The 22,128-nt window shown below is 70.9% G+C and carries 25 protein-coding genes; 12 read left to right on the plus strand and 13 right to left on the minus strand.

The window, feature by feature from the left end:
* Positions 1-5: 5 nt before the first annotated feature.
* A complete protein-coding gene (locus OG303_RS41470) occupies positions 6-911 on the plus strand; it encodes a Gfo/Idh/MocA family protein (RefSeq protein ID WP_405875056.1) in 906 nt (301 codons plus the stop codon).
* Here OG303_RS41470 and lnt read toward each other — a convergent pair.
* Both lnt and OG303_RS41480 read right to left on the minus strand, forming a co-directional pair.
* Positions 835-2,409: an apolipoprotein N-acyltransferase gene (lnt, locus tag OG303_RS41475; protein ID WP_405875057.1), complete on the minus strand. Its 1,575-nt coding sequence runs from the start codon at positions 2,407-2,409 to the stop codon at positions 835-837. The genes OG303_RS41470 and lnt overlap by 77 nt on opposite strands.
* Positions 2,410-2,480: 71 nt before the next feature.
* Complete coding sequence (locus OG303_RS41480) at positions 2,481-2,966, minus strand: nuclear transport factor 2 family protein (RefSeq protein ID WP_405875058.1); 486 nt, start codon at positions 2,964-2,966, stop codon at positions 2,481-2,483.
* Between the two features lie 158 nt (positions 2,967-3,124).
* On the opposite strand from OG303_RS41480, the gene OG303_RS41485 reads away from it, so the two are divergent.
* The gene (locus OG303_RS41485) at positions 3,125-4,105 is read left to right on the plus strand and encodes an LLM class flavin-dependent oxidoreductase (protein ID WP_405875059.1); all 981 of its coding nucleotides are present in this window, start codon (positions 3,125-3,127) and stop codon (positions 4,103-4,105) included.
* A gap of 21 nt (positions 4,106-4,126) precedes the next feature.
* Here the strand turns inward: OG303_RS41485 and OG303_RS41490 are convergent, their stop codons facing one another.
* Positions 4,127-4,738: a TetR/AcrR family transcriptional regulator gene (locus tag OG303_RS41490; RefSeq protein WP_405875060.1), complete on the minus strand. Its 612-nt coding sequence runs from the start codon at positions 4,736-4,738 to the stop codon at positions 4,127-4,129.
* A 131-nt stretch (positions 4,739-4,869) separates the two neighbouring features.
* Here OG303_RS41490 and OG303_RS41495 point away from each other — a divergent pair, with 131 nt between their 5' ends.
* A complete protein-coding gene (locus OG303_RS41495) occupies positions 4,870-5,787 on the plus strand; it encodes an alpha/beta fold hydrolase (RefSeq protein WP_405875061.1) in 918 nt (305 codons plus the stop codon).
* A 21-nt stretch (positions 5,788-5,808) separates the two neighbouring features.
* Here OG303_RS41495 and OG303_RS41500 read toward each other — a convergent pair whose 3' ends face one another.
* From OG303_RS41500 to OG303_RS41510, 3 genes are all read right to left on the minus strand, one after another.
* A complete protein-coding gene (locus OG303_RS41500) occupies positions 5,809-6,012 on the minus strand; it encodes a hypothetical protein (protein ID WP_405875062.1) in 204 nt (67 codons plus the stop codon).
* A 68-nt stretch (positions 6,013-6,080) separates the two neighbouring features.
* On the minus strand, positions 6,081-6,260 hold the full coding sequence (locus tag OG303_RS41505) for a hypothetical protein (protein ID WP_405875063.1): 180 nt from the start codon (positions 6,258-6,260) through the stop codon (positions 6,081-6,083).
* Positions 6,261-6,372: 112 nt separating this feature from the next.
* Entirely contained in the window at positions 6,373-6,651 is a 279-nt protein-coding gene (locus OG303_RS41510; RefSeq protein ID WP_405877728.1) for a winged helix-turn-helix transcriptional regulator, read from the minus strand.
* A 193-nt stretch (positions 6,652-6,844) separates the two neighbouring features.
* Between OG303_RS41510 and OG303_RS41515 the strand changes: the two genes are divergently transcribed.
* Positions 6,845-7,405, plus strand: a complete 561-nt coding sequence (locus tag OG303_RS41515; RefSeq protein ID WP_405875064.1) for a carboxymuconolactone decarboxylase family protein — start codon at positions 6,845-6,847, stop codon at positions 7,403-7,405.
* A 66-nt stretch (positions 7,406-7,471) separates the two neighbouring features.
* Here the strand turns inward: OG303_RS41515 and OG303_RS41520 are convergent, their stop codons facing one another.
* Positions 7,472-8,347 carry an undecaprenyl-diphosphate phosphatase gene (locus OG303_RS41520; protein ID WP_405875065.1) on the minus strand — a complete coding sequence of 292 codons (876 nt, stop codon included), beginning with the start codon at positions 8,345-8,347 and terminating at the stop codon, positions 7,472-7,474.
* Between the two features lie 295 nt (positions 8,348-8,642).
* Here OG303_RS41520 and OG303_RS41525 point away from each other — a divergent pair, with 295 nt between their 5' ends.
* The 3 genes from OG303_RS41525 to OG303_RS41535 are packed head-to-tail and all read left to right on the plus strand — an operon-like array spanning position 8,643 to position 11,499.
* Positions 8,643-9,839, plus strand: a complete 1,197-nt coding sequence (locus OG303_RS41525) for a Gfo/Idh/MocA family protein (protein WP_405875066.1) — start codon at positions 8,643-8,645, stop codon at positions 9,837-9,839.
* Positions 9,836-10,762 (plus strand): PmoA family protein, encoded by a 927-nt coding sequence (locus OG303_RS41530; RefSeq protein ID WP_405875067.1) that lies wholly within the window; start codon positions 9,836-9,838, stop codon positions 10,760-10,762. Before OG303_RS41525 ends, OG303_RS41530 begins: the two co-directional genes overlap by 4 nt.
* Entirely contained in the window at positions 10,756-11,499 is a 744-nt protein-coding gene (locus tag OG303_RS41535) for a cupin domain-containing protein (protein WP_405875068.1), read from the plus strand. Before OG303_RS41530 ends, OG303_RS41535 begins: the two co-directional genes overlap by 7 nt.
* A 12-nt stretch (positions 11,500-11,511) precedes the next feature.
* Here the strand turns inward: OG303_RS41535 and OG303_RS41540 are convergent, their stop codons facing one another.
* The 3 genes from OG303_RS41540 to OG303_RS41550 all read right to left on the minus strand — a co-directional run bounded on the left by OG303_RS41540 (position 11,512) and on the right by OG303_RS41550 (position 14,119).
* Positions 11,512-12,765 (minus strand): MFS transporter, encoded by a 1,254-nt coding sequence (locus tag OG303_RS41540; protein ID WP_405875069.1) that lies wholly within the window; start codon positions 12,763-12,765, stop codon positions 11,512-11,514.
* Between the two features lie 116 nt (positions 12,766-12,881).
* Entirely contained in the window at positions 12,882-13,490 is a 609-nt protein-coding gene (locus OG303_RS41545; RefSeq protein WP_405875070.1) for a DUF4328 domain-containing protein, read from the minus strand.
* Positions 13,491-13,603: 113 nt separating this feature from the next.
* Positions 13,604-14,119, minus strand: a complete 516-nt coding sequence (locus OG303_RS41550; RefSeq protein WP_405875071.1) for a winged helix-turn-helix transcriptional regulator — start codon at positions 14,117-14,119, stop codon at positions 13,604-13,606.
* A gap of 94 nt (positions 14,120-14,213) precedes the next feature.
* On the opposite strand from OG303_RS41550, the gene OG303_RS41555 reads away from it, so the two are divergent.
* Positions 14,214-15,383, plus strand: a complete 1,170-nt coding sequence (locus OG303_RS41555) for a thiolase family protein (protein WP_405875072.1) — start codon at positions 14,214-14,216, stop codon at positions 15,381-15,383.
* 25 nt (positions 15,384-15,408) lie between these two features.
* Here OG303_RS41555 and OG303_RS41560 read toward each other — a convergent pair whose 3' ends face one another.
* Positions 15,409-16,182, minus strand: coding sequence for a TVP38/TMEM64 family protein (locus OG303_RS41560; RefSeq protein ID WP_405875073.1), 774 nt, complete (start codon positions 16,180-16,182; stop codon positions 15,409-15,411).
* Positions 16,183-16,231: 49 nt separating this feature from the next.
* On the opposite strand from OG303_RS41560, the gene OG303_RS41565 reads away from it, so the two are divergent.
* The 3 genes from OG303_RS41565 (at position 16,232) to OG303_RS41575 (ending at position 19,355) form a co-directional block, all read left to right on the plus strand.
* Complete coding sequence (locus OG303_RS41565) at positions 16,232-16,954, plus strand: DNA alkylation repair protein (protein WP_405875074.1); 723 nt, start codon at positions 16,232-16,234, stop codon at positions 16,952-16,954.
* A 269-nt stretch (positions 16,955-17,223) separates the two neighbouring features.
* Positions 17,224-18,393, plus strand: a complete 1,170-nt coding sequence (gene tuf, locus OG303_RS41570; protein WP_405875075.1) for an elongation factor Tu — start codon at positions 17,224-17,226, stop codon at positions 18,391-18,393.
* A 116-nt stretch (positions 18,394-18,509) separates the two neighbouring features.
* Positions 18,510-19,355 carry a spermidine synthase gene (locus tag OG303_RS41575; protein ID WP_405875076.1) on the plus strand — a complete coding sequence of 282 codons (846 nt, stop codon included), beginning with the start codon at positions 18,510-18,512 and terminating at the stop codon, positions 19,353-19,355.
* A 157-nt stretch (positions 19,356-19,512) separates the two neighbouring features.
* On the opposite strand, the gene OG303_RS41580 is transcribed toward OG303_RS41575, so the two are convergent.
* Both OG303_RS41580 and OG303_RS41585 read right to left on the minus strand, forming a co-directional pair.
* On the minus strand, positions 19,513-20,556 hold the full coding sequence (locus OG303_RS41580; RefSeq protein WP_405875077.1) for a hypothetical protein: 1,044 nt from the start codon (positions 20,554-20,556) through the stop codon (positions 19,513-19,515).
* A 76-nt stretch (positions 20,557-20,632) separates the two neighbouring features.
* Positions 20,633-21,589 carry a hypothetical protein gene (locus OG303_RS41585; RefSeq protein WP_405875078.1) on the minus strand — a complete coding sequence of 319 codons (957 nt, stop codon included), beginning with the start codon at positions 21,587-21,589 and terminating at the stop codon, positions 20,633-20,635.
* A gap of 86 nt (positions 21,590-21,675) precedes the next feature.
* Between OG303_RS41585 and OG303_RS41590 the strand changes: the two genes are divergently transcribed.
* Positions 21,676-22,113, plus strand: a complete 438-nt coding sequence (locus OG303_RS41590) for a DUF4442 domain-containing protein (protein WP_405877730.1) — start codon at positions 21,676-21,678, stop codon at positions 22,111-22,113.
* The last annotated feature ends 15 nt before the right edge of the window (positions 22,114-22,128 follow it).

A 22,128-nucleotide genomic window follows, 5' to 3' on the forward strand; every position in this document is an offset into this window, starting at 1 on the left:
ACCCCGTGAAGGTCGGCTGCATCGGACTCGGCGACATCGCGCAGAAGGCCTACCTTCCGGTGCTCGGCGGACTGGCCGGGGTCGAGCTGCATCTGCAGACCCGCACGCCGGCGACGCTCGACCGGGTCGGCGACAACCTCCACCTTCCGGCGGACCATCGGCACGCCACCCTGGACGCGTTGCTCGCCCAGGACCTCGACGCCGCCTTCGTGCACGCGCCCACCGCCGTGCACCCGGAGATCGTGAGCCGGCTCCTGGAGGCGGGCGTGCCGACCTACGTCGACAAGCCGCTCGCCTACGAACTCGCCGACTCCGAGCGGCTGGTGACGCTCGCCGAGGAGCGCGAGGTCTCGCTCAATGTCGGCTTCAACCGCCGATACGCCCCCGGGTACGCGCAGTGCGCCGAGCATCCGCGCGAGCTGATCCTCATGCAGAAGAACCGGATCGGGCTGCCGGAGGAGCCGCGCGCGATGATCCTCGACGACTTCATCCACGTCGTGGACACGCTGCGCTTCCTGGCGCCCGGGCCCGTCGACGACGTGACGGTACGCGCGCGCGTGCAGGACGGGCTGCTGCACCACGTCGTGCTGCAGCTGGCCGGGGACGGCTTCACCGCGCTGGGTGTGATGAACCGGCTCAGCGGTTCGGCCGAGGAGATCCTCGAGGTGTCCGGGCAGGACACCAAGCGTCAGGTGCTCAACCTCGCCGAGGTGATCGACCACAAGGGCCAGCCGACCGTGCGGCGGCGCGGCGACTGGGTGCCGGTGGCCCGGCAGCGCGGCATCGAACAGGCGGTGCTGGCCTTCCTCGACGCCGTGCGCGCGGGCAAGGTGCTCAGCGCCCGGGACGCACTGGCGACTCACGAACTGTGCGAGCGGGTGGTGCGTGCGGTTCAGGACCGGCCCGCCTGAGCCGGACGGCCCGTACGCCCTCGCTCGCGCACCACGCGGCGAGGATCAGCAGCGCGCCTTGCACCGGCCAGTCGCCGTAGCGGACGTACGGAGTGGTGCCGTGGGCCAGTGGTATGTCATACACCACCGCGGCGCTGGAGTCCGTGCCGAGCCACTTGCCGAGGCGCTGCCCGCTCGGCCCGTAGACGGCCGAGACGCCCGTCAGCGTCGCGTGCACCATCGGCCGACCGGTCTCGGCGGCGCGCAGCGCGGCCAGTGAGGCGTGCTGCTCGGGGGCCCAGGTGTGCTGGAACGTCGAGGTCGACGACTGGGCGATCAGTACGTCGGCGCCGTCCTCGGCGAGATGGCGGCTCATGTCGGGGAACGCGGTCTCGAAGCAGACCATCGGCCCGACGCGCAGTCCGTGACCGACGTTCATCACGACCTGCTCCGAGCCGCGCCTGCGGTCCTCGCCGGCCGCCTTGCCGACGGAGGTCGCCCAGCCGAGCAGCGAGCGGGCCGGGATGTACTCGCCGAAGGGCACGAGCCGCATCTTGTCGTAGCGGTCGCCGGTCAGGCCGTCCGGGCCGACGAGGATCGAACTCTTGTATATGCCGGGCTTGTCGGAGCGCCGGGCGTCCACGTTGACCAGGATGTCGGCCCCCGTCGCGCGCGAGAGGGCCGCGATCCGCCTCGCGAGGTCGGGCCGGTCGCCGAGGTCGAATCCGACGCTGCTCTCGCCCCACACGATCAGGTCGACGTCCCGTCCGACGAGCTGCCGGGTGAGCTGTTCCTCGCGGTCGAAGCGTTTGTCGGCGCTGGCCATGCCGTCGACGATGCCCGGCTGCACGATCGCTATCCGCGTCCGGCCGTCGACGTCGGGCCGCGGTGACCACACCCAGGCCGCCGAGGTCGCGGCGGCGGTCGCGACCAGGCCCGCCACGGCCGGAACCCGCGCCTGACGGACCGAAACCAGCACGGCGACCGAGATGTTGACGGCCACCAGCAGGAAGCTGAGCAGCCACACCCCGCCGACCGAGGCGAGCCGCAGTGCGGGCTCCACCTGCCACTGACTGGAGCCGAGCATGCCCCACGGACCGCCCAGTCCCTGCCAGGAGCGGACGAGCTCGACCGCCAGCCACGCCGACGGCAGCACGAGAAGGGCGGCCACGCCCCGGCCGGGCCCGGGTATCCCGCCGAGGAAGCGCCGCACGAGCCAGCCCCACGGGGCCCACAGGGCGCCCAGCAGCGCGGCTATCAGGAAGATGAACACGTTCAGGCTCGGCAGCAGCCAGTGGTGCACGGCCACCAGGTAGCCGAACCCGCCGCACCAGCCGTCGTAGGCCGCTCGTCTCCCGGTCGGCGCGGAGCGGATCAGGACGATCCACGGGACCAGGGCGACGTAGGCGAACCACCACAGCGACGGGGCGGGAAACGCGAGCACGGGAAGGGCGCCCGCCAGTGCGGCGATCGCCGAGCGCCGCCATGGGGAGGCGAGCCAGTGACCGAACGTCTTCACACGGCGCCTCCCAACGCAGCGGCTGTCTCCAGTGTGCGTGCTTTCGATGATCGTGGACAGAGGGTCCCGGATCAGTCGGCCACGGGAGCCGCGTGCGGCTCGGGGAGGCGGCGCCACTTCTCCTGTACGACGACCTCGCGCAGCCGCCAGCCGTCGTGCGTCCGCAGCAGCCCGAAGGCGTAGCGGCCGCCGCACACGAAGTCGGGAGCGGCTGATTCGTCTCCGTCCGACGCGAACCGCATGGGATTGACGTAGTCGGCCTGCACGCGCGCGGTGTCGCCGGTGTCCTGCTCCAGGCTCCCGAACCGCACCCGGCGGTTGACGATCAGATGCTGCCGCATCGGAAACAGCCGCATGCTCTCGGCGAGCCACTCGGCGACCGTCCCCGCGCCGCCCTCTATGCCGCCGGCCGAGCGGTAGTCCGCGCGCCCGTCGGGCGTGAACAGCCCCAGGTACGCCTTCCAGTCACCGTCGTCCACGGCCACCGCATAGTCGGTGACCACTTCGTCCACGGCCAGCCGGTCCATCACGGTCGCGAGCTCCACACGCTGCGTCATTGGATCAGTGTTGGGCATGGGACGTGCCGGGCCAAGGGGGTATGCGGCGTCAACCCGACTTCCGTGACCCACTTCCGCGGCCCAACTTCCGTGTCAGCGCCCGCTGTTCGAAGCCCGTGGTGCCCGGCCGGCCGACGTCCGCTTCTTATACTGACCGGATGATCACCGTTCCGATCGGCGCGCTCGAAGTGGCCATGGTCCAGTCGGGAGCACGGGCCGCAGACACGTTGCGGGACACCACCGAGTTCGCCCGGCGTATCGAGGACCTCGGCTACCTGCGGCTCTGGTACGCCGAGCATCACCATTCCCCGGCCATCGGAGCGTTTCCGCCTGTGGTCCTGACCGCGCACGCGGCCGCGTCGACGTCGTCCGTCCGCCTCGGTTCCGGGGGCGTTCTCGCCCCCAACCACGCCCCGATCATGCTCGCGGAGCAGTTCGGCACGCTGGCCGCACTGCACTCCGGCCGGATCGACCTGGGCATCGGCCGTGGCCCGGGCACCTTCGACGAGCCGACGGCGCGGGCCCTGCGCCGTGGGGCCGGACCGACGACGGACGACGAGTACCGGGACGACGTGTCGGCGATCCTGCGTCTCCTGGTGGACGAGGTCGCGCTCGGCCCGCTCCCGGAGCCGTGGCTGCTGTCCTCGAGCACGGCCGGTGCGGCGCTCGCCGCGGAACTCGGACTTCCGATCGCCTTCGCCCATCACATCCGTCCCGAAAACACCCTCGCCGCGCTCGATCACTACCGAGAGCGTTTCTCCCCCTCCCGCTGGTGCGCGCGCCCCCGCGTGCTGATCGGCGTGGAAACCGTGTGCGCCGAGACGCAGAAGGAGGCGGCCTGGCTCGCGGGCCCGATGGACGTCGTCAAGGTCGGCCTCCTCAAGGGGCGCGGTGACTTTCCCTTCCCCACGCCGGAAGAGGCAGCCACCCACCCGTTCACCGCGCAGGAGACGCGGGCGCTGACGAGCTTCCGCGCCCACCAGGCACACGGCTCGCCCGACACCGTCGCGCAGCACCTGACGGACCTGGTGGACCTGACCGGCGCCGACGAACTCATGCTGGTGACGCCGGTCCACGCGCTGGCCGAGCGCCTGCGGTCGTACGAACTCGTCAAGCAGTACGCCGTCCCTGCCGGCTGAGCAGCGAACGGCACCGAACGGTCAACGAGCCGTGCCCTGGAAGATCCGGTCCAGTTGGTGGCGCAGCACTTCGCCGGCCGCCTCCGGGCTGCGCTGACCGACGAGGACGCTGCTGCCGAGCCCCGCGGAGATGGCGAGCAGGCTGACCGCCTCCAGCCGCGCCTCGGCACCGGGGTACAGGAGGCCTGCTTCCTCGGCCTGTCGCAGAAGCGCGGTCAGGGCCTGCTCGGCGGCATCCGGGTTCCTGATGAAGGGCTGGGCGGCCAGCGCCTCGTCCGTCATGGCCAGCACGGCGTACGAGGTGTAGAGCAGGTGGAAGGTGCGGCTCTCCTCGTCGGTCGGCAACGCCTCCATGAGCAGCGCCTCCACCACCGCGCGCGGGTCCGGGCCGTCCCCCGCCGCAGCGACTCGCGCGGCGACCCGCTCGCCGAACCTCTCCGCCAGCAGCTGGAGGCCGAAGAGCAGCAGCTTCTCCTTGGTCTCGAAGTAGTACTGCACCAGCCGCAGCGACACATCGGCCTCGGCTGCCACATCGCGCATCCCCACGGCGTGCAGCCCGCGTCGCCCGGCGACCCGGACGAGCGCCTCGGCGATCTCGGTACGTCGTTCTGCGTGGTCCACGCGCTTCGGCATGGGTCCTGCCTCGCCCTCGGTCCGGTCGACCGGGCCTCTCGCCGGGCCGCGCCAGGGTCATGGTACAGCTGTATCAATTAAGTGATACGGTCGTACCACGAACAGGGGATCACTTCTGGAGGTGGCCGCCCGTGCCCGAGACCACGACCCGCGACCGTGCCCGGCCCGACGTCGGGCGGTACGTCGACGACGAGCTGCGCGACCGCTACTTCGCCGCCTGCGACGCCGTGTACGCCATGGGGGCGCGGGCCGCCGAGGAAACGGACGTGGAGACCGGCTTCGGTACGACGCACGTCTACCGGTACGGCCCCGCCGACCCGGCGGGCGAGTCCCGCACCCCGGTCGTCCTCGTGCACGGCGCCGGCAGCTGCTCCGCCATGTGGTACCCGAACACCGCCGCGCTCGGCGCCGAACGGCCCGTCTACGCCATCGACACCCCCGGCGATCCGGGCCGCAGCGTGCAGCGCGAGCCCCTTCGCCAGCCGGAACACGCCGCGCAGTGGCTCGACGAGACACTCGCCGAACTCGGCCTGGACCGCGTCCACCTCGTCGGTTCCTCGTACGGCGGATGGCTCGCCCTGAACCAGGCGCACCGCAGGCCCGAACGCCTCGCCTCGGTCACCCTGCTCGACCCCGGCGGTCTGGAGAAGGTCGGACTGCGTTTCTTCGCCTGGATCTTCGTGAGCCTGTTCGCGACCTCCGCTCCCAAGGCGCTGCGTCCGCGACTGGCCCGCTGGCTCGAGCAACCGGTCCTGATCGTGCCGGAACTGCGCTCGATGATCAGGCTGGCCGTGCGCGCCTACCGCATCCGACGCCCGGCTCCGCTGCCCCTGTCCGGCGCCGAACTGTCCACCGTACGCACCCCGCTCTATCTGGTGCTCGGCAGGCGAAGCCTCATCCTGCATCCGCAGCGGCAGGTGGAGCGGGTGCCGCGCCTGGTGCCGGGCGCCCGGGCCGAGATCGTCTCGAACACCGGCCATGGACCGCAGATCGATCACGCGGACGAAGTCAACCGGCGGATGCTGGACTTCATGAACACGGTCGGCTGACGAGCGCCGGAGGGTGTGAGCTCAGCGGGCGGATCGGAGTCGTCCGAACGCGGTCGGTCGGGGGTGGCCGGGCAGGAACTCCCTGATGTACAGGGCGCATTCGCGAGCGCTGGAGCGGATGGTGTCGCACTCGGCGTCGTAGCGGCCGTGCGCGTGCACCCGCTTCAGCCGGCGGGTGGCGAGCCCGGTCGGCCGGTTGCCGCGTGCGCGTTCCCGGCGCTCCAACTCCCCTGGCCGCGCTGGGCGGGGACGCTGTCCCGGTGCTCCGCGCGGAGGTCCTGGACCGCGCCCCTTCAGGCCGCCTTGATGACGCCGGCCCGGATCGCGGCTGCCCACTCGACGACCAACAGCTCGTACTCCACGCGCTCCTGGGCCGTAAGGGAACCGCCGGCGCGCATCCACAGCGCACGGATCTGCTCGTTCACCTCGGTGGCGGAACGCACGGAACCAGGGGTTAAGGAATCCGGGGACATGCGCACAAGCCTAGGGGCAAGGACTGACACTGCGCTACCGGACGGCTACTGAGGCCGTATGCGATTGGTCACGGATTTTTTGCGGCGGGGCACCGGTGCTCGTATCCGGCGCTCATTTCTGCTGGTCGGCCCACGTGCGGGACCAGTCCAGCAGTGGCCCCATCGCCGTGACCAGGTCGGTGCCGAGTCGTGTGAGATGCCAGGTCGTCCCGGAGGTCGGGGCGGCGATGCCCGCCTCGTGCAGTTCGGTCAGGCGGGTGGACAGGACGCTGGAGGACATGGCGTCGCACCGGCGTTGGAGGTCGCGGAAGCCGACCGGTTCGCCGTGCTGGTGGAGTTCCCAGATCACACGCAGCGTCCAGCGCCGGCCCAGCAGGTCGAGCGCCGCCATGACGGGGCGACCGGTGCTGGATCCGCGGACGGGGCGGCCGGGGGTGGGTGCCGATCCCAAGGTGCCCTCCTCTCGGCGGTGTTCGTCGTCTCCGAGGTCTTCGTCCTCGTTCTACGTCATCGGTCCTCGTTCTCGTTCCTCGCTCTCCGCGCACCCTTGCGCTTCGATTTCAGAAGCGCAAGGGTGGAGGACCATGAAGCAGCGCATCGACGGCGTCGCGCCGCCCTACCCGCCCGAAACCGACCGTGCGTTGCACCGGTGGATGCCACCGGGCGTCGCCCACGAACCCCTGATGCTCTTCAAGGTCCTGGAACGTCACCCCGAACTCGCCTCCCGCATGCGGGCGTTGGGTTCCGGCCTCCTCGTCCACGGCACACTGTCCGACGCCGACCGCGAGCTAGTGATCGCCCGCGTCTGTGCCCAGTGCGGCTGCGCCTACGAGTGGGGCGTCCACATGGCGGCGTACGCCGAAGCGGCCGGTCTCACGCGACGACAGGTCGCCCTGACCGTGACCGGCACCCCCGACGACCCCGCCTGGTCACCCCGACAGGCGGCGCTGCTCCGTGCCGTCGACGAACTGCACGCCACCTCGCGGCTCACCGACGCCGTGTGGTCCGGCCTGCGCGACCACCTCGACGAGACCGAAGCCCTGGAGTTCCTCGTCCTGGCCGGCTGGTACCGCACGATCGCGTACGTGGCCAACGGCGCGGAGATCGAGCCCGAACCGTGGGCGCTCGCCCTGCCCGAGCGCTAGGTGGGCATCTGCCGGAGCCGGGTTGCGCCAGGGTGTGGGTCTTTTGCTTGAGGCGTTCGCAGGGGGTCAGCCCGCCGACTCCGCCGCGTGCGGGCTCAGCGCGCCCGTCGTGACCAGGGCGATGATGACGATGCCGAGCGCGATGCGGTACCAGACGAACGGCATGAAGCTCTTGTGGGAGATCCACTTCATGAACCACGCGATGACGGCATACCCGGTCGCGAAGGCGATCGCCGTCGCGAACAGGGTCGGCCCCCACGAGACATGGTCGCTCTCCAGCGCGTCCTTGGTCTCGAACAGGCCGGACGCCAGCACCGCGGGGATGGCGAGGAGGAAGGAGTAACGGGCCGCGGACTCGCGCTTGTAGCCCATGAACAGGCCGCCGCTGATGGTGGCGCCGGAGCGGGAGACGCCGGGGACGAGCGCCGCCGACTGGCACAGACCGAAGATCAGGCCGTCCTTCACGCCCAGGTTCTCGAGGGTCTTGCGCTGCTTGGGCGCCCGGTGCCGGCCGCCCGTCTCGTCGCGTGCCGCCAGCCGGTCGGCGATGCCGATGACCACACCGACGACGATCAGCATGGTCGCGGTGATCCGCAGATCGCGGAACGGCCCCTCGATCTGGTCCTTGAACAGCAGCCCCAGCACACCGATCGGGATCGAGCCGACGATCACCAGCCAGCCCATCTGCGCGTCGTGGTTGCTGCGCATCTCCTTGTTGCCCAGCGAGCGCGCCCACGCCGAGATGATCCGCCCGATGTCCTTGCGGAAGTAGATCAGCACGGCGGCCTCGGTGCCGATCTGCGTGATCGCCGTGAACGCCGCTCCGGGGTCCTTCCAGCCCGAGAAGGCCGCGGTCAGCCGCAGGTGCGCGCTGGAGGAGACGGGAAGGAACTCGGTCAGCCCCTGGACGAGTCCGAGGATGAGGGATTCAAACCAAGACATGAAGTTACGGAGTCCAAGTGCTGATCGAGGAAGGGGCGCCGGGCGCACCGCGCCGCCGGCGCGGGAATCTCGTGGCAGCGTAGCGTCCCCGGCCGACAGGCCCGGCACAGGGGTTTCGCAGGGCGGCCCGCGGCCGTGGCCATCCGACGGTTGACCAGGCACGGGGGCGGAGCTTACGTTTCATCGGAGGAGAAAGCGCTTGCTGCTCGTGGCCCGCTGTTTTGAGGCTTGCCGTTCGAGGCCTGCTGTTCCTCCTCGTCGGCTCGTTGTCCCCGGAGGAGCACTGATCACGTCCATGTCCACGTCCGAGACCCGCCCCGGGACGTCCCAGCCTCCCCTCGCCCCCCTCGCCGGCCGGCGCATCCGGGCCGCCGTCATCGGCACCGGCGCCATCGGGCGGGGCTCGCACCTGACCGCGCTGGCCAAGCTCGCCGAAGAGGGCGAGACGGAGGTCGTCGCCGCCGTCGACATCGATGCCACCGCGGTCGAGGAGTTCTGCCGGGCGACCGGGATCCCGCACGCGTACACCGACCTGGACCGGATGCTCCGCGAGCAGCGGCCCGACCTGGTCAGCATCTGCACCCCGCCGACGCTGCACCGCGAGCAGACGATCGCCGCCCTGCGCGCCGGGGCGTGGGTGTGGTGCGAGAAGCCGCCGGTGCCGACGCTCGCCGACTACGACGCCGTCGAGGCCGAGGAGGGTGCGGACGGCGGCCCGTACGCGTCGATCGTCTTCCAGCACCGCTTCGGCTCCGGCTCCCGGCACGTCCGACGCCTGCTGGCCGAGCGCGCCATCGGCCGGCCGCTCGTCGCGCACTGCCAGACCACCTGGTATCGCGACACCGCCTACTACGCCGTCCCTTGGCGCGGGCGCTGGGCGACCGAGGGTGGCGGCCCCGCCATGGGCCACGGCATTCACCAGATGGACCTCCTGCTGGACCTGCTCGGCCCGTGGAGCGAGGTGCGCGCCATGGCCGCGCGTCTGGTGCACGACGTGGAGACGGAGGACGTCTCCACCGCCCTGGTCCGCTTCGAGAGCGGTGCGATGGCGACGATCGTCAACAGCGTCCTGAGCCCCGACGAGGTCAGCCGCATCCGCATCGACTGCGAGCGCGCCACGGTCGAGCTCACCCACCTCTACGGCCACAGCAACGCGAACTGGCGCATCACCCCGGCCCCGGACGTCCCGGGCGAGGAGGTCGCCGCCTGGCAGGACTTCGGCGTCGACGTGCCCAGTTCGCACCTGGAGCAGCTGCGGGAGCTGGTCGCGAGCATGCGTGCGGGGGAGCGGCCGCGCAGCAGCGGTGCCGACGGGCGCACCAGCCTGGAACTGGTCGCCGCGCTGTACAAGTCGGCGTTCACGGACACGACCGTGAAGGCCGGCGAGATCGGCCCCGGCGACCCGTTCTACACGGCGATGCACGGGGACGTGCCCGGCTGGGCACCCGCCGCTCCTGCCGCTCCCGTCGTCGCGGAGGAGGTGTCCGCATGACCGGCCTGCGCCTCGTCCACGCCCACGGCGACCGCATCACGATCACCGAACCGGCAGGCGGCGTAGAGCTGTTGAGCTACGTGTACGCGCCCGAAGCCGCCTGGGAGTCCCCGAAGCCGTACATCCACCCGCTCAGGACCCTGGCGGGTGACGTCGTCACCGACTACCGGCCCAACGACCACCGCTGGCACAAGGGACTGCAGCTGACGGCCTCACACCTGTCGGGCGCCAACCTGTGGGGCGGCAACTCCTACGTCCACGGCGAGGGTTACCTCGAACTCCCTGAGCGCGTCGGCTCGATGGCGCATGTCGCCTTCGACGAGGTCGCCGTGCACGACGACCGCGTGGTCATCGCCGAACGGCTGACCTGGCACCCGTACAGCGGGGCGCTGTGGGCGGAGGAGGAACGGCGGATCGAGGTGCACGACGTCGACCCGGAGTCCGGCTCCTGGGCACTGACATGGACGAGCGCCGTCACCAACCGGCGCGAAGAGCCGCTGCGCTTCGGCAGCCCGACCACCGCGGGACGCGAAATGGCGGGCTACACCGGCCTGTTCTGGCGCGGCCCCCGGGCCTTCCGCGACGGCCGGATCATCGGCCCCGACGCCGAGGGTCCCGGCCTGATGGGCGAGCAGTCGCCCTGGCTCGCCTTCTCCGGCGAACACGACGGCACCGACGGCCACGCGACCCTCGTCTTCAGCCACGCCCCCGAGAACGACCACCTCGGCGCCGAAGACACCCACCCCGCCCACTGGTTCGTACGCAACGAGCCGTTCGCCGCCGTCGCCCCCTCCTGGGCGTTCTACGACGAACTGGAACTCGCCCCCGGCGACACCCTCACCCGCCGCTACCGGATCGTCGTGGCCGACGGGTCCTGGGAGCGGGAGGAGATCGCGAAGTACCTGGAGGAGCACCCGTGGTGAGCGCGGGTGGGTTCACGGGACTGCCGGGCGGTGTCGCCGTCTCGCACCTGTCCGTCTACGACTGGCCCGCCGCCGACGGCGTCTGCGGTGGAACTCCCCATATGCACCTGACCTGTTCGGAGGCGTACGTCGTCGTCGGCGGCCGCGGCGCGGTGCAGACCCTCACCACGGCCGGGTACGAGGTCACGCCCCTCGTACCCGGCACGGTCGCCTGGTTCACACCGGGCACCATCCACCGCCTCGTCAACGAGGACGACCTGCGCATCACGGTGCTGATGCAGAACAGCGGCCTGCCGGAGGCGGGCGACGCGGTCCTGACGCTGCCGCCGCGGTACCTGACCGACGCGGAGACGTACGCCGCGGCGACCAGGATCCCGACGGACGCACCGGAGGCGGAGCAGGAGCGCCTCGCCCGCACCCGCCGGGACCTCGCCCTGGAGGGCTACCGGGCACTGCGTGACGCCGACGGTCCCGAGGCGCTGGCCGCCTTCCAGCGCGCCGCCGCGGCACTGGTACGACCCCGGCTCGCCGAGTGGCGCGAGCGCTGGCGCCGGGGTGCCGAGGCGGCCGCCGCAGCCACGGGGGAGCAGCTCGACCGCCTCGAACGGGGCGACGCCGGCCACCTTGCGAACGCCGCCGTACGGGCCGAACTGCCGTCGTCGTACGGGAAGTTCGGGATGTGCGGGCGGTTGGACGTGTACCAGGGCGACCAGGGCTTGGCCGGTCAGGGCCGGTAGCCGTCCGGTGCGTCACGCGTGCGTGGCCGCTGCCTCCACTTCCTGCAGGCGGGGTTGCTGGGCCCAGCGGACCACCGGGGGGCCGACGAGGCCCGCCGTGAGGAAGACGAGGCCCAGCAGGATCCAGCCGGGAGCGCCCTCGTCGAGGCACAGCCAGGCCAGGACGGAGGGTGCGGCCACGCTCGCCAGGCCGCTGCCGAGGAGGAACACGCCCGTGTACTGGCCCTGCGCGTCGGCCGGGGCGAGGCTGTAGCGCAGCTCGAACGAGCCGGCCGCGTGCAGGAGTTCGCCGAGCGTGTGGACACCCACCCCGAGCAGGATCAGCAGGGCGGCACCCCAGGCGGGCAGGCCGGAGGCGAGGCCGATGAGGGACGTGCCGACCAGGAAGGCGTATCCCGCGCGACGCCAGGCGCCCGCGGCCGCGGCGTTGTCGTCGACGCCACGACTCGCCCTGACCTGCAGGAGGATCACCATGACGGTGTTGACCAGGACGCTCGTTCCGACGAACCAGCGCGGTGCCTGGGTGTGTCCGACGATCCACAGCGGCAGGGCGAAGACCAGCACGGCACCGTGCATCGACATGATCCCGTCGAGCGCGGTGATCACCATGTACCGGTGGTCCTTGAGCGCCGACCTGCGTCCGGCACCGGGAGGAGCCGGGACCGGCGCCAGGCAGGGCAGGCGGCTGACGATCGCGGCCGTCGCCAGGAAGCTGACGGCGTTGCCCAGGACGAGGCACACGTACGCGGTGTGCGTGTCCAACTCGACCACGAGCGCCGCCAGTAGGGCGCCGATGCTGCCGGCCAAATTGACGGCGGCGCGCATGTAGGCCCGGAACCGGGCGGGTCGCGGGCCGGCGAGGCCGCGCACGATCGGCCCGCGGGCCGCCTGGCTGGCCGAGCCGGCGAGTTGGGTGAGGCAGACCACCGCCATGAACAGCCAGAACGAGTGGACGAGGACCAGCAGCGCCATGGCGACGGCCTGAAGGGTGAGCGTCACGATGTAGACCTCGCGCGGTCCGCGCCGGTCCGCGATCCGTCCGACCGGGACCCCCGAGACCAGCCCCACCAGAGCGCCCACGCCCATGCCGAGGCCGACTTGAGGCACCGAAAGCCCGACGGAACGGGTGAAGAAGACAGCGGCACTGAGCATGAACACACCGCTGCCGAGCATGTTCACGAAACTGGCCGTCGCCAGTGTTCGCCGCGGTCCCTTTTCGAGCAGGACGCCCCGCGAGACGAGCCACGATTTTCGCGTTTCCACCATTCCCCCAATGCCTGATCACACTGCCGACCAGGGAGTATGAGGGGATGCGGACGGCCCCGGAAAGGTGTGGCGGCGGGGGGAAGAGTCACATGGAAATCGGGAACGATTCCGTCAACTCACGGCGTTCCAATAGGTGTTGGTGATGCGGTGGGGAGCGCCGCGCTCTGCAGCCCGGTGATGCGCTGGACCACGAAGATCGCAAGGACCGCCGCGGCGAGGTTCAATGCTTCCGAGGCCATGAGCAGGGGCATCGAGGTCGAGGTGCCGCCGCCGAACTGTGAGCCCGCGGCGATCACCCCGTGCGCGGCCCACGCGACCCACCAGGCGTTCACCAGGAGGTCGTCGCGTCCCTTGTCCGTCGCCGGGGCGCTGCTCGCGCGCTGGATCTCGAGGACGAAACGACGCGGAACCCACAGGTTGACCACCGGTACGAGCCAGGAGCAGACGGGCCAGACGCCGGACCCCTCGACAGTGCCGGGGGAGAGCACCTGCGCATTACGGCGGCAACGGCTGAACCACATCAGGAAGAAAACGGCCGCCGCGGTCATGAGGTACACGAACACCATCGATATGGAGCCCGACTTGTTCAGCGATGCGTTCGTCGGGTGCAGGTCATGAGCCCTTACGGCCAGAGCCCGGAACACGTCCGTGACGGATGCCGCGGCTATCGCGGCCTGAGCGAGGCGGGCAAGGAGCCATGGCGCCTTGGTGGCGGGGCTGGTCACAGCGGGAGACCTACTTCTCGGGGGCAGCACGCACTGTGGCAGCGCAGCAAGGGGGAACGGGCGCCTCGGATCATAGAGCGGCCCGTGCTCGCGCGGCCCGGAATTACGCAATATCAGCAGCCGCGAGGCAAGGGCTCGTTGATCTCGGTTGGTTCGGCTCGGGCCGCCGTCGGGCCGGTGACCGTCCAGCCGTGCGCCTGGGGGTGGGCGGTGAGGTCCTCGTGGTGTACCGGCTTGCCGCAGGCCTGGCAGGTGACGACCGGGACGAGTTCGTTGCCGCAGATGTGCTCGATCACCATGGGGCGGTCGTCGTCCTTGTGGAGGTGGCGGTCGCCCCACTCCATGAGGGTCATCAGGACCGGCTCCAGTTCGAGCCCCGCCTCAGTGGGCCGGTACTCGAAGCGCTGCGGCCGCTCGCTGTAGACGCGCCTCGTCAGGATGCCGGCGTCCACGAGGCGGCGCAGGCGGGTCGCCAGGACGTCGCGCGGGGCGCCGATGTTGCGCACGAGCTGGTCGAAGCGGCCGTTGCCCAGGCACACCTCCCGCAGGACGAGCAGGGAGTACTTCTCGCCCACCAGTGCCAGGGCATCGGCGATGGAACAGGGGCGGGGGTCTTTGGGGGCGGCCATGACGCCCAGTCTAGGGGAGGGTTTGTTTTTCAAACCGTCAGCGTTATGGTGAGTTTGGATTTCCTACTCACTTGTAGTCGTGGAGGCCCGCACCATGCGTGACGCAGTCATCGTCGAAGCCGTACGCACCCCGATCGGCAAGGGCAAGCCAGGCGGCTCCCTCGCGCACGTCCACCCCGTCGAGCTGCTCGCCCACACCCTGCGCACCCTCGTCGACCGCTCCGGCGTCGACCCGGCACTGATCGACGACGTCATCGGCGGCACCGTCGACCAGGTCGGCGAGCAGGCCATGAACACCACCCGCTACGCCGTCCTGTCGGCGGGCTTCCCGGAGTCGGTCCCGGCGACCACCGTGGACCGCCAGTGCGGCTCCTCCCAGCAGGCCGTGCACTTCGCGGCGCAGGGCGTCATCTCGGGCGCGTACGACCTCGTCGTGGCCTGTGGCGTGGAGTCGATGAGCCGGGTGCCGATGTGGTCGAACGTGCCGCCCGGCAAGGACCCCTTCGGCCCCGGCGTCGCCGAGCGCTACCCCGAGGGCCTGGTCCCGCAGGGCATCAGCGCCGAGCTCATCGCCGCCAAGTGGTCGATCACGCGCGACCAGATGGACGCCTTCGCGGTCAACTCGCACCACAAGGCCGCCGAAGCCTGGAGCAAGGGGCTCTTCGACGCCGAGGTCGCGCCCCTGGAAGGCGTCACCCGCGACGAGTGCGTACGGCCGAACAGCACTCCGGAGATCCTCGCCGGTCTCAGGCCCGCCTACCACGACCCGGCCTTCGCCGAGCGCTTCCCGCAGATCGAGTGGAACGTCACCGCGGGCAACGCGAGCCCCATCAACGACGGCGCCTCCGCGGTGCTCATCACATCCAGCGAGACCGCGGCCCGCCTCGGCCTGCGCCCGCTCGCCCGGCTGCACAGCTTCGCCGTCACCGGCTCGGACCCGCTCCTGATGCTCACCGGCGTCATACCGGCGACCGAGAAGGTGCTGCGCAGGGCCGGCCTGACCCTCGACGACATCGACCTGTTCGAGATCAACGAGGCGTTCTCCAGCGTCGTGCTGGCCTGGCAGCAGGAGACCGGTGCCGACCTCGCCAAGGTCAACGTGCACGGCGGCGCGATCGCCATCGGCCACCCGCTGGGGGCCAGCGGGACCCGCCTGACGACCACCCTCGTGCACGCCATGCGCGCGCGTGGAGCCCGTTACGCCCTGCAGACGATGTGCGAGGCGGGCGGACTGGCCAACGCGATGGTCCTGGAAGGCGTGTAGCCGATCCTGGGCGTGGCGGGACGGGTCACTGCCCGCGCAGGTGGTGCCGCTTGCGCCAGGCCACCACCGCGGCCACCAGGGCCGGTACGGCGATACAGGCCATGGCGATCAGGAAGGCGGGGGACGTCGGCGAGGAGGCGCGGGCGCCGGCGACGGCGTAGGCGGCGGTGTTCGGGATCGAGCCGAGCGCCGTCGCGACCACGAAGGGCATCCATCCCATGCGGGAGACGGCGGCGCAGTAGTTCGCGGCCCAGAACGGCACCCCCGGGAAGAGCCGGGCGGCCATCATCGAGCGGAAGCCGTGCCGGCTGAGCTGCCCGTCCGCGGCCGTCAGCAGCCGGCCCCGCAGGAGTGGGCGCAGCGCGTCCTGCCCGAGCATCCGGCCCAGACCGAAGGCGATCCCGGCGCCGAGCACCGTGCCCGCCAGGGCCGTCCCGGTGCCGAGCTGGGAGCCGAAGAGCGCGCCCGCCGCGAGGTTCAGCAGCGGCCGTGGCACGAACGCCACGGTGCACAGCCCGTACGCCGCCGCGAACACCACGGCCGCCGCGGCTCCGCCGAGCTGCGGCGGCCAGCCGTGCGCCAGCAGCCGCTGCGGCTCGAAGAGCAGCACGGTGCTCGCGGCAGCCGCGAGCAGGACGACGAGCAGGGACAGCCGCGACCACGGCGAGAGCAGTACGCGCGTGCAGCGCGCGCTCAGGCCCGGCGGTGCGGGGACGGGTACGGCGACGGCGAGCTCCGTGGCGGCGGCCCGGGGAGTGGCCGTGGCGGTGCCCCCAGAGCGGGTGGTGGCATCGAGCATCCGGTGACACTAACCGACAAATGTGTGTGATCGCCGTATGGTTCGTCTCATGAGCGTCACAGGCGAGGTCACTTCGGACGTGCCGTTCAGCACACTCGCCGATACCGTGCTGGAGCGGCTCACGGCCACGTACGCCGCCGCGGCCGACCCGGAACGCGCCGTGTCCATGCGCGCGTACATGAAGGACGTGGCCCCCTTCCTGGGCCTCACCACACCCGTGCGCCGCGCCCTGTCCCGCACCGTCGTGGAGGGCCTGCCCCGCCCCGCCGAGGCCGACTGCACCGCGATCGCCCTGCGCTGCTGGCAGCTGCCCGAACGCGAGTACCACTACTTCGCCGTCGACTACCTGCGCCGCCACGCGCGCGCGTGCTCCTCCGGCTTCCTGCCGGTGACCCGGCACCTCGTCGCCACCGTCTCCTGGTGGGACACCGTCGACGCGCTCGCCGCCCACGTCGTGGGCGCGCTGGTCGAGGCCGACCCCAAGCTGACGGCGGACATGGACGCCTGGATCGGCGACGACGACCTGTGGATCGCCCGCACCGCCCTCCTCCACCAACTCCGCTACAAGGAACGCACCGACACCGAACGCCTCTTCACCTACTGCCTGCGCCAGTCCGGGCACCCCGACTTCTTCATCCGCAAGGCGATCGGCTGGTGTCTGCGCGAGTACGCCAAGACCGACCCCGAGGCCGTACGGACGTTCCTGGAGCGGGAGCGCGGGCGGTTCGCGCCGCTGTCCGTCCGTGAGGCGCTGAAGAACATCGGGGCCTGAACACGCCCTTCCCGAACCGCCGTCGGGGAAAAACCATTCGACGTCGGGCAAAGCGTCGGCAATGATCGGCGTCATGTTCCGGTACGCCTTCCACCTCGCAGCATCCGCGGTCGCGGATGCCCCGAAGGCTGCCGTTCCCACACTCGTCGCCGCAGTCGACGGCGCCCGAAGCTGACCCTCTCCGGATCGTCCGGCGGACCCCGCAGGGGGAGGGTCGGCGAGTCCTCGGGGTCCCCATCTCTCCTACGAAGAGGCTTCGAGGTATCGCCATGCCCAAGACGGCATACGTGCGCACCAAACCGCATCTGAACATCGGCACCATGGGCCACGTCGACCACGGCAAGACCACGCTGACCGCCGCCATCACCAAGGTGCTGGCCGAGCGCGGCACCGGCACGTTCGTGCCGTTCGACCGCATCGACCGGGCTCCGGAGGAGGCCGCGCGCGGTATCACCATCAACATCGCGCACGTCGAGTACGAGACCGACACCCGCCACTACGCGCACGTGGACATGCCGGGTCACGCCGACTACGTCAAGAACATGGTCACCGGCGCCGCGCAGCTCGACGGGGCGATCCTCGTCGTCTCCGCGCTCGACGGGATCATGCCGCAGACCGCCGAACACGTCCTGCTCGCCCGGCAGGTGGGCGTGGACCACATCGTGGTCGCGCTCAACAAGGCCGACGCGGGCGACGAGGAGCTCACCGACCTCGTCGAGCTGGAGGTCCGCGAGCTGCTCACCGCACAGGGCTACGGCGGCGACGCCGTACCCGTCGTACGGGTCTCGGGGCTGAAGGCCCTGGAGGGGGACCCGCGGTGGACGGCGTCCATCGAGGCGCTGCTCGACGCGGTGGACACGTATGTGCCCATGCCCGAGCGGTACTTGGAGGCGCCATTCCTGATGCCCGTCGAGAACGTGCTCACCATCACCGGCCGGGGGACCGTGGTGACGGGCGCGGTCGAGCGCGGCACCGTCCGCGTGGGCGACCGGGTCGAAGTGCTCGGCGCCGGGCTGGAGACCGTCGTCACCGGCCTGGAGACCTTCGGCAAGCCCATGGAGGAGGCGCAGGCCGGGGACAACGTGGCGCTGCTGCTGCGGGGCGTTCCACGGGACGCGGTCCGGCGCGGTCACGTCGTGGCGGCGCCCGGCAGTGTGGCGCCGAGCCGCCGCTTCTCCGCGCGCGTCTACGTGCTGTCGACGCGCGAGGGCGGGCGCAGTACGCCGGTGTCGAGCGGCTACCGACCGCAGTTCTACATCCGCACGGCGGACGTGGTCGGTGATGTCGACCTGGGCGAGGTGGCCCTCGCGCGGCCCGGGGAGACGGTCACCATGATCGTCGAGCTGGGACGTGAGGTGCCGCTGGAGCCCGGGCTCGGGTTCGCCATCCGTGAGGGTGGGCGGACCGTCGGGGCCGGGACGGTGACCGCCCTCGTGTGAGGGCGGCGGAGGTGTGTGGGGGACTGCGGGCCGGTTGTGGCCGGTCGTGCAGTTCCCCGCGTCCCCTACGGGGCATCTCGCTGCCGGTGTCTTCTCGCACCGGAGACAATGGGGAGGTGAACGAGCCCATACCCGTGACCCGCGATGTCGATCACGGCACCGCCAAGTTGATGCCCGACGTCGACCGGAAGCGGGCCTGGCTGCTGACGGTGGACGGGGCACCGCAGTCGTACGTGGACCTGGACGAGCCGGATCATCTGGAGTTCGAGTACGCGCGGCGGCTCGGGCATGTTCTGGACACCGTCGCCGAACCGGGCGGTCCGCTGGACGTGCTGCACCTCGGTGGGGGCGCGCTCACCCTGCCCCGGTACGTGGCCGAGACCCGGCCCGGCTCGCGGCAGGACGTCGTCGAGGCGGACCGCGCGTTGCTGGAGCTGGTCGTGGAGCACATGCCGCTCCCGGACGGCGCGGCCGTCACCCTGCACACCGCCGACGCCCGCGCCTGGCTGGAAGCGGCCGCCGCGGACTCGGCGGACGTGCTGATCGCCGACGTCTTCGGCGGCTCACGCGTCCCGGCGCACCTCACGTCCGTCGCCTACGCCCGCGAGGCCGGACGGGTGCTGCGCGACTCAGGGGTCTACCTGGCCAACCTCGCCGACGCCACGCCCTTCGCCTTTCTCCGCTCCCAACTCGCCACCTTCGCCACGGTGTTCGAGGAGCTCGTGCTGATCGCCGAACCGGCAGTCCTGCGCGGGCGCCGCTTCGGCAACGCCGTGCTCGTCGCCGCGCACCACGCTCTCGACACGGCCGCCCTGGCCCGGCTCACGGCAGGCGACGCCTTCCCGGCACGCGTCGAGTACGGCCCGGGAATCCGGACCTTCATCGCCGGCGCGCAACCGGTACGGGACGAGGACGCCGTACCGTCCCCCGAGCCCCCCGACGGAACATTCGGCATCGGATGAGCCGTCCCGGGCACCCGGCGGGCCCGCCATCACCGGCCCCGCCCACCACCGCGTTCGCGATCGAGAACCACCGCGGCGGCAGCGGGGGCCACCGGGCGACTGTCGCCGCCGGAACCCCCGCCTGCCCAACGGTTTCCGCACCAGGCGCGGGCCCCGCTCAGCTCCCCGTCGGCTCCCCGGAGAGCCGTACCGTGCTCATGATCTTCAGGATCGTCTTGTCCGGGACCTCGCCCTTGACGCCGGTCGCGCCGTAGAGGTTCCAGGCCACGAAGTCACCCGCGGAGTTCTTGAAGCCGAACGTGATGGCCTTGCCGTCACTGGAGCACTTCGACTTGCCGATCTCCGGGCTGTTCTTCGACCGGGCCCAGGCGTAACTGCCCGTGATGCCCGCGGTCGTCGTGAACTTCTTGGCCTTCTTGTCGAAGGTGATGCTCTTCTTGTCCGGCTGTGTGTAGCCGCCGAAGACCCACCACGGAACCTGGTTCACGGCGACCTCGTCGGTGTTCTTGGCGCCGTCCGCACCCTTGGTGCCCACGGCGGCGAGCGCGGTGTCGTCCGACTTGCCGTCCTTGTCGTCGTCGGACGTGCACCACTTGGACTTGTAGTAGGCCGGTGCCGACATCACGATGAGCGGCTTGCTGCCGGCGTCCTTGCTCTTGTCCTCGAAGCCGATGGACATGCCGGGGGAGTCGACCTCCCAGTCCGCCGGCACGTCGAACGCGGTGCCCCACTTGGGGTTCACGACGACCTTCCAGCCGGCGATCGTCGCCTTCGCGCTCTCGCCGCCGCGCGGGTTGTCGTCGGAGCCCGACGCCGACGCACTCGGGTCGGCCGACGCCGTGGGCGACTGCCTCGTCTTCTTGCCCGGGCTGCTGTCCGCCTTGTCGTCGTCCTTGCCACCGCTGAGGATCAGGAAGCCGGTGACGCCGGCGGCCACGACCACGGCCGTGGCCGCCACGATCGCGATCAGCTTCGTCCGGTTGCCACCGCCCCCGCCACCGCTCGGCGGCTGGGGCGCACCCGCCTGGCCCGGCGGCCCCCATTGCGGTTGCTGCGCATAGGAGTTGGGCTGCTGGAATCCGGGCTGCTGATACGGATTCGGCTGCTGGTACCCCGGCTGCTGGTACGGGTTGTTCTGCCCTTGCGGGTTCTGCCCCTGCGGGTTCTGCTCGCCCCCGGGCGGCTGCTGTCCTGGCCACATGGGCAGCCACCCTAGTGCCGCCCGGGACACGATTTGGTCACTGCGGCTTGTCAGGGCCGTAGCAAATCGGGAGTCGTCAGGAGTCCTCGGGCGGTGTGTAGAGCCGTACGGTGCTCAGGATTTTCCTGACCGTGGCGTCCGGGACTTCATCACCGACGCCCCTGACGCCCACGAACGACCAGGACGCGAAATCGCCCGCGGAGTTCTTGAAGGCGAAGGTCGTCGCCTTGCCGTCCGAGTCGCACTTGTGCCGCTTCGTCACGCCCGACGACCGCGAGGTGGCGACGCTGCCGGTCAGCCCCGATCCGCTGGTGAAGGAGGTGACCGCACCGGTGGTGACCTTCTTGTGGTCCGGCTGGGTGTACAGGCCGTAGACCCAGTTCGCGGAGTCCGTACGCGCTATCTCCGCGGTGCTCCTGGCACCGTTGTTCGCCCTGCTTCCCGCGCTGGCCAGGGGCGTGTAGTCGAGTTGACCGTCCTTGTCCTCGTCACTCCCGCACCACTTCTCCTTCAGGACCGCGGGAGCCTTCATGGCGACCAGGGGTTTGTCGTCGGGGTCGTCGTTCTCCGAGACGTACGACACCCAACTCGGCGACTGCGGAGCCCAACCCGCCGGAACGTCGAAGGCGATGCCCGCCTGGGGGTTCGCCACGACCTGCCAGCCGGCCACGGTGGGCTTCTGGTCCGCTCCGGTCCGCGGATTGTCCGACGCGGTCGGCGACGCCGAGGAAGGGGAAGCGGTCGGCCCGGGATCGACCCTGTCGTCGCTGCCGCCGCCCAGCAGTGCGGCTCCGGTCACCGCGGCGGCCACGACGACGACCGCGGCCGCCGTGACGGCGATCACTTTGGTACGGCGTCCTCCGCCCGGGCTCCCGGGAGCCGTGCCGCCCACCGGGTGCGTCGGGACGGTCGGCGGCTGCTGGGCATAGGGATTCGGTTGCTGGTATCCGGGCTGCTGGTACGGATTGCCGTGCGACGGCTGCTGCTGCTGCGGATTCTGCTCGCCCCCGGGCGGCTGCTGTCCTGGCCACATGGGCGGTAAGGATACGGCGATCATCACAGGGATCTGGTCAGCTGAGGCTACCGATGGGTAACATGCTCGTCATGAGCGCAGATCAGATGTCCGTCGGCGAGCTGCTTGCCGCGACGGTGCCCACGGTCCGGACCTTGAAACTCGAGTTCCTGGAGACCACGCCGGAGAAGGCAGTGGTGTCCCTGCCGGACCAGGGCGAGTATCACAACCACGTGGGCGGGCCGCACGCCGGCGTGATGTTCACGCTCGGGGAGTCCGCGAGCGGGGCGATCGTGCTGGCCGCGTTCGGGGACCACCTTGCGCGGGCCGTGCCGCTCGCCGTGAGCGCCGAGATCGCGTACAAGAAGCTGGCGATGGGAGCCGTCACCGCCACCGCGACCCTCGGCCGCCCGGTCGCCGACGTCGTCGCGGAACTGGACGCGGGGGAGCGCCCCGAGTTCCCGGTGTCCATCGAGATCCGGCGCGGTGACGGTGCCGTCACCGGCGAGATGACGGTCGTCTGGACGCTGCGTCCCAACGCCTGAGCGGCGCTGTCGTGA

The organism is Streptomyces sp. NBC_00005 (assembly GCF_045160215.1).
Lineage (GTDB): Bacteria > Actinomycetota > Actinomycetes > Streptomycetales > Streptomycetaceae > Streptomyces.